At 71.1% G+C, this 11,670-nt stretch carries 14 protein-coding genes and 1 riboswitch; of the genes, 7 read left to right on the top strand and 7 right to left on the bottom strand.

What is annotated here, in order from left to right:
- Positions 1 to 2 precede the first annotated feature (2 nt).
- Positions 3 to 1,289: an adenosylmethionine--8-amino-7-oxononanoate transaminase gene (locus ACFY6U_RS42630; protein ID WP_390047171.1), complete on the bottom strand. Its 1,287-nt coding sequence runs from the start codon at positions 1,287 to 1,289 to the stop codon at positions 3 to 5.
- On the bottom strand, positions 1,282 to 2,490 hold the full coding sequence (gene bioB / locus ACFY6U_RS42625; RefSeq protein ID WP_390047169.1) for a biotin synthase BioB: 1,209 nt from the start codon (positions 2,488 to 2,490) through the stop codon (positions 1,282 to 1,284). The genes ACFY6U_RS42630 and bioB overlap by 8 nt, the downstream gene beginning before the upstream one ends.
- A 147-nt stretch (positions 2,491 to 2,637) precedes the next feature.
- On the opposite strand from bioB, the gene ACFY6U_RS42620 reads away from it, so the two are divergent.
- Complete coding sequence (locus ACFY6U_RS42620) at positions 2,638 to 3,765, top strand: 8-amino-7-oxononanoate synthase (protein WP_390047167.1); 1,128 nt, start codon at positions 2,638 to 2,640, stop codon at positions 3,763 to 3,765.
- Positions 3,766 to 3,876: 111 nt separating this feature from the next.
- On the opposite strand, the gene ACFY6U_RS42615 is transcribed toward ACFY6U_RS42620, so the two are convergent.
- Positions 3,877 to 4,104, bottom strand: a complete 228-nt coding sequence (locus ACFY6U_RS42615; protein WP_351502114.1) for a DUF397 domain-containing protein — start codon at positions 4,102 to 4,104, stop codon at positions 3,877 to 3,879.
- A gap of 9 nt (positions 4,105 to 4,113) precedes the next feature.
- Positions 4,114 to 4,974, bottom strand: a complete 861-nt coding sequence (locus tag ACFY6U_RS42610) for a helix-turn-helix transcriptional regulator (protein ID WP_351502116.1) — start codon at positions 4,972 to 4,974, stop codon at positions 4,114 to 4,116.
- A 212-nt stretch (positions 4,975 to 5,186) separates the two neighbouring features.
- Between ACFY6U_RS42610 and ACFY6U_RS42605 the strand changes: the two genes are divergently transcribed.
- Positions 5,187 to 5,645, top strand: a complete 459-nt coding sequence (locus ACFY6U_RS42605; protein WP_390047474.1) for an ATP-binding protein — start codon at positions 5,187 to 5,189, stop codon at positions 5,643 to 5,645.
- Positions 5,646 to 5,678: 33 nt separating this feature from the next.
- On the opposite strand, the gene ACFY6U_RS42600 is transcribed toward ACFY6U_RS42605, so the two are convergent.
- The 3 genes from ACFY6U_RS42600 to ACFY6U_RS42590 all read right to left on the bottom strand — a co-directional run bounded on the left by ACFY6U_RS42600 (position 5,679) and on the right by ACFY6U_RS42590 (position 7,653).
- Entirely contained in the window at positions 5,679 to 6,152 is a 474-nt protein-coding gene (locus ACFY6U_RS42600; RefSeq protein WP_351502118.1) for a C40 family peptidase, read from the bottom strand.
- A gap of 3 nt (positions 6,153 to 6,155) precedes the next feature.
- A riboswitch (cyclic di-AMP (ydaO/yuaA leader) is annotated at positions 6,156 to 6,340 on the bottom strand.
- 361 nt (positions 6,341 to 6,701) lie between these two features.
- Positions 6,702 to 7,010, bottom strand: coding sequence for a hypothetical protein (locus tag ACFY6U_RS42595; RefSeq protein ID WP_390047164.1), 309 nt, complete (start codon positions 7,008 to 7,010; stop codon positions 6,702 to 6,704).
- 7 nt (positions 7,011 to 7,017) lie between these two features.
- Positions 7,018 to 7,653, bottom strand: coding sequence for an ATP-dependent Clp protease proteolytic subunit (locus tag ACFY6U_RS42590; RefSeq protein WP_390047162.1), 636 nt, complete (start codon positions 7,651 to 7,653; stop codon positions 7,018 to 7,020).
- A 138-nt stretch (positions 7,654 to 7,791) separates the two neighbouring features.
- On the opposite strand from ACFY6U_RS42590, the gene ACFY6U_RS42585 reads away from it, so the two are divergent.
- The 5 genes from ACFY6U_RS42585 to ACFY6U_RS42565 all read left to right on the top strand — a co-directional run bounded on the left by ACFY6U_RS42585 (position 7,792) and on the right by ACFY6U_RS42565 (position 11,569).
- Positions 7,792 to 8,079, top strand: coding sequence for a type II toxin-antitoxin system Phd/YefM family antitoxin (locus tag ACFY6U_RS42585; protein ID WP_390047160.1), 288 nt, complete (start codon positions 7,792 to 7,794; stop codon positions 8,077 to 8,079).
- A gap of 453 nt (positions 8,080 to 8,532) precedes the next feature.
- The gene (locus tag ACFY6U_RS42580; RefSeq protein WP_037782101.1) at positions 8,533 to 8,835 is read left to right on the top strand and encodes an urease subunit gamma; all 303 of its coding nucleotides are present in this window, start codon (positions 8,533 to 8,535) and stop codon (positions 8,833 to 8,835) included.
- A 15-nt stretch (positions 8,836 to 8,850) separates the two neighbouring features.
- On the top strand, positions 8,851 to 9,162 hold the full coding sequence (locus ACFY6U_RS42575; protein WP_351502126.1) for an urease subunit beta: 312 nt from the start codon (positions 8,851 to 8,853) through the stop codon (positions 9,160 to 9,162).
- Positions 9,155 to 10,876: an urease subunit alpha gene (locus tag ACFY6U_RS42570; RefSeq protein WP_390047157.1), complete on the top strand. Its 1,722-nt coding sequence runs from the start codon at positions 9,155 to 9,157 to the stop codon at positions 10,874 to 10,876. The genes ACFY6U_RS42575 and ACFY6U_RS42570 overlap by 8 nt, the downstream gene beginning before the upstream one ends.
- Positions 10,877 to 10,891: 15 nt before the next feature.
- Positions 10,892 to 11,569 (top strand): urease accessory protein UreF, encoded by a 678-nt coding sequence (locus ACFY6U_RS42565; protein ID WP_390047473.1) that lies wholly within the window; start codon positions 10,892 to 10,894, stop codon positions 11,567 to 11,569.
- The last annotated feature ends 101 nt before the right edge of the window (positions 11,570 to 11,670 follow it).

The following is an 11,670-nucleotide window of genomic DNA, read 5'->3' as shown; positions in this document are numbered from 1 at the left end:
GCTCATCCCTCCCGCGCGGCGGCGCACACCGCGCGCGCGATCCGTGCCACGTCCGCGTCGCCCGTGACGTACGGCGGCATCGTGTACACGAGGTCGCGGAACGGCCGCAGCCAGACGCCCTCGCGCACGGCGGCGGCCGTGGCGGCCTTCATGTCGACGTCGTGGTCGAGTTGGACGACCCCGACGGCTCCGAGGACCCGGACGTCCCGGACCCCGGGGAGCTCCCGGGCCGGTGCCAGGCCCTCCCGCAGCCCGGCCTCGATCCGCTTGACCTCCGCGAGCCAGTCCTGGCCGAGCAGCAGCCCCAGCGAGGCGCAGGCGACCGAGGCCGCGAGCGGGTTGCCCATGAACGTCGGCCCGTGCGCCAGCACCGGCACCTCGCCCCGCGAGATCCCCTCGGCCACCGCGGGCGTGCACAGCGTCGCCGCCATCGTCAGGTAACCGCCGGTCAGTGCCTTGCCGACGCACATCACGTCCGGGGTGACGGCCGCGTGGTCGGCGGCGAACAGCGCGCCGGTGCGCCCGAAGCCGGTCGCGATCTCGTCGAACACCAGCAGCACGTCGTGCGCGTCGCACGCCTCGCGCAGCACCCGCAGGTAGGCGGGGGAGTGGAACCGCATCCCGCCGGCGCCCTGCACCACCGGCTCCACGATCACCGCGGCCAGCTCGTGCGCGTGCCGCTCGATCGCGGACCGCAGGTGCTCGGCGTACGACTCGTCGTACTCCGCCGGCGGCGCGTCGGCGAACACCTGGCGGGGCAGCACCCCGGACCAGAGCTCGTGCATGCCGCCCTCGGGGTCGCAGACGGACATGGGCTGCCAGGTGTCGCCGTGGTAGCCGCCGCGCCAGGTCAGCAGGCGCTGCTTCGCGGGGCGGCCGAGGGAGCGCCAGTACTGCAGGCACATCTTCACCGCGACCTCGACCGACACCGACCCCGAGTCGGCGAGGAAGACGTGCTCCAGGCCGGCGGGCGAGATGTCGACCAGGAGCTTGGCCAGGCGGACGGCGGGCTCGTGGGTGAGCCCGCCGAACATCACATGGCTCATCCGGCCGAGCTGGTCGCGCGCCGCCTCGTTGAGCACCGGGTGGTTGTAGCCGTGGATCGCCGACCACCACGACGACATGCCGTCGACCAGCTCGCCCGAGCCGTCCGCGAGCCGCAGCCGGACCCCGTTCGCCGACTCCACGACGAGCGGTTCGGCCCGGCCGGGCATCGGACCGTACGGGTGCCAGACGTGCCGGCGGTCGAGCTCCAGCAGCTCGGGGACGCTCAGGCCGGGGTCAGGCATTGGGCGCGAGATCCGTTCCGGCCCCTCGGCGGCGGACGGCGACCAGGTCGGTGCGCGGTTCGTTGGCGGCGGGGACGGTCACAGCCTCGGCCGCATCCTCGTGGGAGCCGCAAACCGAGCCGCAACCGCCCTCCGGGTGGGACCCACACCCGGCACCCTCGGCCCCGTGCGATCCACAGCCACCGCCCCGGACCTCGGCCCGGTGCTGCGGCAGCGTCACCTCGTCCGAGCCCTCCACCACGAACCCGGCGTCCGCGATCATCTCCAGGTCGGCCTGGCCGGCCTGGCCCTCGGTGGTCAGGTAGTCGCCGAGGAAGATCGAGTTGGCCAGGTGCAGCGCCAGCGGCTGCATGGTGCGCAGATGGACCTCGCGGCCGCCCGCGATGCGCACCTCCACGTCGGGGCAGACGAACCGCACCATCGCCAGGATGCGCAGGCAGCGCTGCGGGGTGAGGTTCCACTCCTTGGCCAGCGGGGTGCCCTCGACCGGGATCAGGAAGTTGACCGGCACCGAGTCCGGGTCCAGCTCGCGCAGCGAGAAGACGACGTCGACCAGGTCCTCGTCACTCTCGCCCATACCGGCGATCAGACCGGAACAGGCCGACAGACCCGCCGCGTGCGCCTTGTTGACCGTGTCCACCCGGTCGGCGTACGTGTGCGTGGTCGTGATGTCCCCGTACGTCCCCTCGGACGTGTTGAGGTTGTGGTTGTAGGCGTCCGCGCCCGCCTCGCGCAGCCGCTCCGCCTGGCCGTCGGAGAGCAGACCGAGACAGGCGCACACCTCGACGCCCTCGTTCTGCTCCTTGATGGCCTTGATGGTGCCCGCGACCCGGTCGACGTCCCGGTCGGTCGGACCGCGCCCGCTCGCCACCAGACAGACCCGCTTGGCACCCCCGGCCAGACCCGCGGCGGCCGCCTTGGACGCCTCGTCGGGTTTCAGCCAGCTGTACTTCAGGATCCCGGTGGAGGAGCCCAGCCGCTGCGAGCAGTAGGAGCAGTCCTCCGGGCACAGGCCCGACTTGAGGTTGACCAGGTAGTTGAGTTTCACGCGCCGGCCGAACCAGTGGCGGCGCACCTTGCCGGCCGCGGCCACCACATCGAGCACGTCGTCGTCGGAGGTCGCCAGTACGGCGAGCGCTTCCTCGCGGGTCGGCAGCTCGCGCCGAAGCCCCTTGTCCACCAGCGTGTTCAGCAGGTCCATGAGAGCCGATCCTGTACTACGAGGCTGCTCCGGGCCAAGGAGAGTTTGCACAACCCTGTCAGTTCGACGTGTGGGTATTGCCACACAGTGGGCGCCTGATGATCCCGCTAGGGTCTGTCCACTGCCTACAAATTCACCGGAGGGGCCATGGCGTTCGGCTGGATCGACGAACAGGCGGAACAGCGCCGCCGCGCCGGACTCGTACGGACCCTGCGCCCCCGCCCCGCCGACTCGCCGCTGCTGGACCTCGCGAGCAACGACTACCTGGGCCTCGCCCACCACCCGGAGGTCGCCGAGGGCGCGGCCGCGGCGGCCCGGACCTGGGGCGGTGGCTCGACCGGCTCCCGGCTGGTGACCGGCACGACGGAGCTCCACACCGAGCTGGAGCAGGAGCTGGCCGGATTCTGCGGGTTCGAGGCCGCCCTGGTCTTCTCCTCCGGCTATGCCGCGAACCTCGCCGCCGTCACCACGCTCGGCCCGCACGGCTCCCTGATCGTCTCCGACGCCCTCAACCACGCCTCCCTGATCGACGGCTGTCGGCTGGCCCGGGGGGCCACCCAGGTCGTCGGGCACGCCGACCCGGACGGCGTGCGCAAGGCCCTCGGGACGCACGAGGGCCCCGCCGTGGTCGTCTCCGACACGGTGTTCTCCGTGGACGGGGACGCGGCACCGCTGGCCGCACTGGCCGAGGCGTGCCGGGAGCACGGTGCCGGGCTGCTCGTCGACGACGCCCACGGGCTCGGGGTCCTCGGGGACGGCGGGCGGGGCGCGCCGGACGCGGCCGGGCTCTCCGGAGCCGAGGACGTGGTGGTCACGGCGACCCTGTCGAAGTCGCTGGGCAGTCAGGGCGGGGTCGTGCTGGGCCCGGCCCGGGTGATCGACCACCTCGTCAACGCGGCCCGGACCTTCATCTTCGACACCGGCCTGGCCCCCGCCGCGGCGGGGGCGGCCCTGGCGGCCCTGCGGCTGCTGCGCCGCGAGCCCGGACGTGCGGCCCGGGCCCGCGAGGTGGCCGCGGAACTGCACGCACGGCTGACCGCCGCGGGTCTGGAAGCGGTACGTCCGGACGCCGCGGTGGTCTCCGTGCGGGCCCCGTCCCCGGAGCAGGCCGTGCAGTGGGCGGCCGACTGCCGGACGGCAGGCCTGGCCGTGGGCTGTTTCCGTCCGCCGTCGGTGCCGGACGGCATCTCACGGCTCAGGCTGACCGCCCGTGCGGACCTCTCCGGGGCCGAGATCGAACGCGCTGTACATGTGATCGGCAAGACGCGACCATGAGTCGGCGTGACACGGCCGGGCCTGGCTCGCGAGCGGATACGGAGTCGGGGATGGATGGGGTACGAGTCTGATCCGTTTCGTTCGTGTCTGATCAGACTCTTCTGGGGCTGATCAGCCGGCGAACGCCGAAGTGAAACCCGCCCAGCTCTCGGGGGAGAAGAGCAGCGCGGGTCCGGCCGGAACCTTGGAGTCGCGCACGGCGAGCAGTCCGGCCGAGGGGCCGGAGCGCGGCCGTGCCGTCTCCACGCAGTTGTTCGCTCCGGTGCTGTAGCTGCTGCGCAGCCACCGCAGTCCGTGCAGATCAGCACTTGAAGGTACGTTCCGAGGCAGTGCAGTCATGGTGCCTCCTTACGCGCCGTCAGCTATTGCGGCGATGTAATCCAACGAGTCCTCGGGGGAAAGGGCGTGGATCCGGAGCGTGTCGAAGGCCTCCGTGTAGGCCTGGAGGTCTTCTTTCCGCTCCAGGTAGAGGCTACTCGTCAACTGGTCGATAACAACCACGTCCAGATCAGAAGTGCTCGGAAATGAGAAGATTACGAAAGGTCCGGTGATGCCGATATGCGCCCCGGCCGCGAACGGCAGCACCTGGAGCCGTACCTGGGGCAACCGGGCTGCCTCCACCAGCCGGGTCAACTGCCGCGTCATCACGCCCGGGCCACCCACCTCGCGCCGTAGCACCGCTTCGTCCAGCACCGCGTTCAGCTCCAGCGGCGGATCGTTGTGCAGCACGTCCTGCCTGGCCAGACGCACCTCCACCAGGGTGTCCAGGGCCTCGTCGTCGGGCCCGTCCATGGCCGCCCGGGTCACCGCACGCGCGTACTCGGGGGTCTGCAGCAACCCCGGCACGACCAGGGTCTCCAGCGTGCGCATCGCGCCTGCCTGCGACTCCAGGCTGATGAAATCGCGGTAGGCGGGCGGCAGGACCCCCCGATAGGCGTGCCACCAGTGGTGCCGTCCCGCCGTGTCCTCCGACCCCGCCAACACCAGCAGCAACTCGCGCAGTTGCCCCTCGACCACGCCGTAGGCGTCCAGGAGTAACCGCACATCGGCCGGTTTCACACCGCTGGCGCCGGTCTCGATCCGGCTCACTTTCGACTGATGCCAGCCCACCAGACGGGCGGCCTCACCGCTCGTGAGGCCGGCGCCGGTGCGCAGAGTGCGCAGTTCGGCGCCCAGTTTGCGGCGGCGCACCGCGGGACCGTTCTGCATGGGCTACTCCTTACTCCTTCCGAGCCGCCCAAATACGGTCTGAGGTCGCAGAGTTCACCGCTTCGAGCGACAGATATATGCATATCTTGGTGGATCGCTCCCCGTGACCGGCCCGGTAATGGCAGTCTGGCGAAGAAGCACCAGTCCGGGACCGTACTCGAACCATCCGCTCCGTGTCGGACTCCGGTCCCGAGGAAAGGGACGACGTCGCCATGGCAGACCACCTGGAAGCATCCGTCACTCTGCCGAGCGATCCCGCCTCGGTCTACGCCGCCCGCTCCTATGTGCTGGACACGCTCGCGGAGTGGGGGCTGCCGCCGGAGACGGAGACCGCGGACACCGTCCGCCTCATCGTCTCCGAACTCGCCACCAACGCCGTGCAGCACACCTTCGGGCAGTCACCCACCTTCACGGTGGACCTCGTGCTCGACCGGGACGAGCAGCTGCGCATCGGCGTCACGGACAGTCATCCGCGCTTCCCCAAGAGACTCCCCGCCGCGGTCCAGCAGGACAACGGGCGGGGCATGGTCATCATCCGCTGGCTGACCGCCGAGTGCGGCGGCAAGCTCCGGGTACGCCCCACCGGGGAGGGCGGCAAGACCGTCTCCATCGAACTGCCCTGGACGGTCCCGGCCGGCACCGCCACCGCGGCCGGCCAGCAGGAGCCGTAGCCCTGAGCTCCTGCCGGCCCGCTCACGGTGGGGTCAGCTGACCCGGCCGTACCAGACGCTGCGCGTCCAGATCTTCTGGAGCTTCACCACGTCCCCGGTCTTCGGGGCGTGCCAGATCTTTCCCTTCCCGGCGTAGATGCCGACGTGGTACACGCTGGAACCCGAGTGGAAGAAGACCAGGTCCCCGGCCTTGCGGTTGCCGGCCGAGATGTGACGGGTCTTGTTGTACTGCTGGGCCGCCGTTCGCGGCAGGGTCTTGCCCGCCTTCTTGAACGAGTACAGCGTCAGCCCGGAGCAGTCGAACCTGTTCGGTCCGGTGGCACCCCACCTGTAGGGCGCGCCCTTCTTCGAGGCGGCGACCTGAAGTGCCTTCGTCGCCATCGTGGCGGCCGAGGCATCGGAAGCGACGCCCGGGATCACGATCGAGCCGCCCACGGCGGCGATGGTCAGTGCCGAGGCCGTACCGGCCCGGGCCATCAGCGACGGAACACGATTGAGCGCAGTCATGCGCAACCCTTCGTCAGCCGCCTGTGAAGGATGACCTGTCGGATTCGGGCTGGCGAAGTTGCCCGGCCGTGTTGCCACGGCTTCACCCCAAGGGCTGCTCGGCCCGGTCATGGCGCGACCTTGCCGGCGACCCGTCGTGCTTGGGTCCTCCACTCCTGCCGATGCACTTCTGTCGACGGGTCAATCCGGGCGGCGGCAGGACTCGGCGTCCGCCCGGACCGCCCCGCCGCTGTGGCGGGGGCTTGTCGTCAGACAGGGATCTTCACTCACTCGTGTCCGAAAATCCCAACGGAATCGGGGATTTGTGGGGTTACTCACCACCCACCCGTTCGGGTGGACAGTCCTGTGTTCGATTCTCCGTCAACTGCCCTGCGTAGCCCCGGACCTGCGCGGAAGCCGCTCGCGGGCACCCCCGCGCAGGCAACTTGAGCGGTCCTCGCGGTCAGGTAAAACCACGCCACACTCCGCCGGACGGCGGTAACCCCTTTGGATCGTTTCGACTCCGGCCCACTCGCCGTGTCGACGCGTGGGGCCGGAGTCCGGCGGGTGTCACCGTACGCAGTCGGGCGGGAGTACGACGCGAGCGGTCCGGCGCTCGCCGTCGAGCACCCGCAACGCCCGTGCCAGCGTGTCCCCGTGAAGCTCCGTCTCGCCCCGCTGATGCATCAGGGCCAGCGCGTCACGCAGCTCGGACGCCGCGCGCACCAGCGCCTGCGCGGCGCGCAGCCCGCGGTAGGTGTCCTCGTTCTGCGCCGGATTGATCCGGCCCAGCCAATCCACCACGTCCAGGTAACGGTCGATCAGCTCGCCCTCGGCGCGGGTCAGCGCGGGCAGCGGAGGAAGCTCCGGCGGCAGCATCGGCGGCTCACCCCGCGTCCGGCAGGCCGAGCGAGGGACGGCGGGTGGGCATCACCCGGTCCACCAGCCCGTACGCCAGCGCTTGCGGTGCGTCCAGGACCAGGTCCCGCTCCAGATCCCGGTGCACCTGTTCCGCCGTGCGCCCGGTGTGCCGGACGAGCATCCGTTCGAGCATCGCCCGGACCCGGTCCAACTCCTCGGCCTGGATGGCCAGATCACTCGGCTGGCCCTGTACCGGTTCCGGCAGCGACGGCTGCTGGAGGACGATGCGCGCGCCGGGCAGCACGGACCGCTTGCCCGGCGTGCCGGCCGCCAGCAGTACGGCGGCCGACGCCCCGGCCTGCCCGAGGCAGACCGTCTCGACCTCGCAGGTCACGTACTGGACCGTGTCGTAGATCGCGGCCATCGCGCTGTAGGACCCGCCCGGGGAGTTGATGTACAGCGAGATGTCCCGCTCCGGAGCCGCGTACTCCAGGTACATGAGCTGCGCCATCACGTCGTTGGCCGAGACCTCGTCGACGGGCGTGCCGAGGAAGACGATCCGCTCCTCCAGCAGCTTCGAGTACGGATCCATGGTGCGATGCCCCGCGGTCGTGCGTTCCGTGAACTCGGGCAGGACATAGCGGGCGGACGGTCGGGTCATGGCGTACCCCTCCTCGTGACTGAGGCGGCCCGGAGCCGGCTCTCTGTTGAAAATGTACAGGACGTACAGATCATCGAGTGAGGATTCCGCTGTGGCCGAACAAGATGTGATGTCCGGGGTGCCCCGTAAGCTGGGTTCATGGCCTACGAGATTCCGGTGACCCAAGCCAGGGCTGAGCTCGCCGAACTGATCAACAGGGTGGTGTACGGCGGTGAGCGCGTCGTCGTGACGCGCCACGGCAAGCCGCTGGTCGCCCTCGTCTCCGCCACCGACCTCGAACGCCTCGAAGAGCTTCCGGAACCCGCCGAGGAGCACGTGGACCACGTGGTCAGCTCCGTCTCCCCGGTCCGCGAGACCGCCGCCGTACGCCCGGAGCGGGGCCGCTTCGGCATCGCGGCGGAGCACAGGGGGGCCGCGGGCGCCTGAACGAGCGACGCCCCCGAAGGGGCGCTGGGGGAGGAACGGCGCGACCAGCCACGACGGGGCCGCGGACGAATGAGTGCGCATCGTGGCACTTTCAGCCGGGCGCCCGGCACGTGTGAGGACGCGTGTCGCGGAGCTGATCCAGCGGCCCCCGGGTCGCCGCCACGACCGTCGGCCCTCACCGGAGCGTTCGGGTGAGGGCCGTTCGGGTGTCGCGGGACGGCGGTCGGCCTTCGACGCGGTGAGATGCGCCCCTGCGCGCCCGCCGTGAGGCTCATGTGCCGGTCATGAAGTGATCAAGGTCCGGTTAACGTCGCCGAAACTCCGGCGAACTAGCCTGCCGATCCACGCCACCTGGGGTTTTCCTAGCCGGATTGGGTCCGTGAGCCCAATCCGTCGCGGTGGCCGCGGCAACCGGACCCCGCACGGTCCGGAGCGAGGACTGTGAGGTGGGACGTGCAACTGACCCCGCACGAGCAAGAGAGGCTGCTGATCCACGTGGCGGCCGACGTGGCCGAGAAGCGCCGGGCCCGCGGGCTCCGGCTGAACCACCCCGAGGCGGTCGCCCTCATCACGTCGCACATCCTCGAAGGCGCGCGGGACGGCCGTACCGTCGCCGAACTCATGGCCTCCGGGCGCAAGCTGCTCACCAGGGACGACGTCATGGAGGGCATCCCCGAGATGATCCACGACGTCCAGGTCGAGGCGACCTTCCCGGACGGCACCAAGCTCGTCACCGTCCACGACCCGATCGTCTGAGGAGGCAGGCTGCCGATGATTCCCGGAGAGGTGCTGTTCGCCGACGGTCCTGTCGTATTCAATGCGGGCCGTGAGGTCACCCGGATGACCGTCCTCAACGCCGCCGACCGGCCCGTCCAGGTCGGCTCCCACTACCACTTCGCCGAGGCCAATCCCGGTCTGGAGTTCGACCGGGACGCGGCGCGCGGCAAGCGGCTCAATGTCGCCGCCGGCACCGCCGTCCGCTTCGAGCCCGGCATCCCCGTCGACGTCGAACTCGTCCCGCTCACCGGCGCCCGGGTGGTCCCCGGGCTTCGCGGCGAGACCGGAGGTGCCCTCGATGCCTGAGATCTCCCGCGCCGCCTACGCCGACCTGTTCGGGCCGACCACCGGCGACCGGATCCGGCTCGCCGACACCGACCTGCTCGTCGAGATCGAGGAGGACCGCTCCGGCGGCCCCGGACTCGCCGGGGACGAGGCGGTCTTCGGCGGCGGCAAGGTCATCCGCGAGTCCATGGGCCAGTCGCGTGCCACGCGCGCAGACGGCACCCCCGACACGATCATCACCGGTGCCGTGATCATCGACCACTGGGGCATCGTCAAGGCCGACATCGGCATCCGCGACGGCCGGATCACCGGCATCGGCAAGGCCGGCAACCCCGACACCATGGACGGCGTCCACCCCGACCTGGTGATCGGCCCCGAGACCGAGGTCATCGCCGGGAACGGCCGCATCCTCACCGCGGGCGGCGTGGACGCCCACGTCCACTTCATCTGCCCGCAGATCGCCGACGAGGCGCTGGCGGCGGGCATCACGACGCTGGTGGGCGGTGGCACCGGCCCCGCCGAGGGCTCGAAGGCGACCACCGTCACCCCCGGGCCGTGGCACCTCGCCCGGATGCTGGAGGCGATGGAGCAGTACCCGCTCAACATCGGCTTCCTCGGCAAGGGCAACACCGTCTCGCACGAGGCGATGCTCTCCCAGATCCGGGGCGGGGCACTGGGACTGAAGCTGCACGAGGACTGGGGGTCGACCCCGGCCGTCATCGACGCGGCCCTGACCGTCGCCGACCGGACGGGCATCCAGGTGGCCATCCACACGGACACGCTCAACGAAGCGGGATTCGTGGCGGACACGCTCGCCGCGATCGGCGGCCGCGGGATCCACGCCTACCACACCGAGGGCGCGGGCGGCGGGCACGCCCCCGACATCATGACCGTCGTCTCCGAACCGCACGTGCTGCCCAGCTCGACCAACCCGACCCGCCCGTACACGGTGAACACCGCCGAGGAACACCTCGACATGCTGATGGTGTGCCACCACCTCAACCCGGCGGTGCCGGAGGACCTGGCCTTCGCCGAGTCGCGGATCCGGCCGTCGACGATCGGCGCGGAGGACATACTCCACGACCTCGGCGCGATCTCGATCATCTCGTCCGACGCGCAGGCCATGGGACGCGTGGGCGAGGTGATCCTGCGGACCTGGCAGACCGCGCACGTGATGAAGCGACGGCGGGGCGCGCTGCCGGGTGACGGACGGGCCGACAACCGCCGGGTACGGCGGTACGTCGCCAAGTACACGATCAACCCGGCCCTCGCCCAGGGGCTGGCCCGCGAGATCGGCTCGGTCGAGAGCGGGAAGCTCGCCGACCTCGTGCTCTGGGAGCCCGCGTTCTTCGGGGTCAAGCCACAGCTCGTCCTCAAGGGCGGGCAGATCGCCTACGCGCAGATGGGCGACGCCAACGCGTCGATCCCGACGCCCCAGCCGATCCTGCCGCGCCCGATGTACGGGGCGATCGGACGGGCGCCGGCCGCCAACTCCTTCAACTTCGTCGCCCCGTTGGCGATCGAGGACGGCTTGCCGGAGCGGATGCAGCTCGGGAAGCGGTTCGTCGCCATCGAGTCGACCCGTGGCGTGACCAAGGCGGACATGCGGGAGAACGACGCGCGTCCGCGGGTCCGGGTCGATCCCGACAGCTTCGCCGTGCACATCGACGGGGAGCTGGTCGAGGCGACACCGGCCGCCGAACTGCCCATGGCCCAACGTTACTTCCTCTTCTGAGAGCTGGTGGGTGCGGTGTCACGGGCGGCGTTGCTGGTACTGGCCGACGGCCGCTTTCCCGCCGGAGGGCATGCGCACTCCGGCGGAGCGGAGGCGGCCGTCAAGGCCGGGCGGATCACCGGGGCCGCGAGCCTGGAGGAGTACTGCCGGGGGCGGCTGCACACGGCCGGGCTGGTGGCCGGAGCGTTCGCCGCGGCCGCGGTACTCGGCGTGGACGTAGGGGAGTTGGACGCGGCGGCCGACGCGCGGACGCCGTCGGCCGCGCTGCGGGGCGCGGCGCGCAGGCTCGGGCGGCAGCTGCTGCGGGCCGCGCGGGTGGCCTGGCCGGCTGCTGAACTCGACGCCCTGGCACGGGAGTTCCCCAAGGGGGCTCATCAGCCGGTGGTGCTGGGGGTGGTGGCCAGGGCGGCGGGGCTTTCGGCGGAGGACGCGGCGTACTGCGCGGTGTACGAGTGCGTGAGTGGGCCGGTGACGGCGGTGGTGCGGTTGCTGAGTCTGGATCCGTTCGAGGCGACGGGGGTGCTGGCGCGGTTGGCGGGGGAGATGGAGCTGGTGGTCGACCGGGGGGTGGAGGCGGCGCGGAGGGTGGTCGCGGGGGCGGGGGTCGAGGGGTTGCCTGCGGCTTCGGCGCCGTTGATGGAGATCGGGGCGGAGTGGCATGCGGGGTGGGCGGTGCGGTTGTTCGCGTCGTAGGGGGGCCGCCCCCGCCGCCCCTACCCGTCCCGTCCTTCCAGGGGGTGGGCCCCCTTCGACCGCCCGTTTCGGGGGCTGCCGCCCCCGGACCCCCGCTTCGG

Origin of the sequence: Streptomyces sp. NPDC013157, from assembly GCF_042899865.1 — a bacterium.
GTDB lineage: Bacteria > Actinomycetota > Actinomycetes > Streptomycetales > Streptomycetaceae > Streptomyces.
This window is presented reverse-complemented; position numbering and strand designations above follow the sequence as displayed.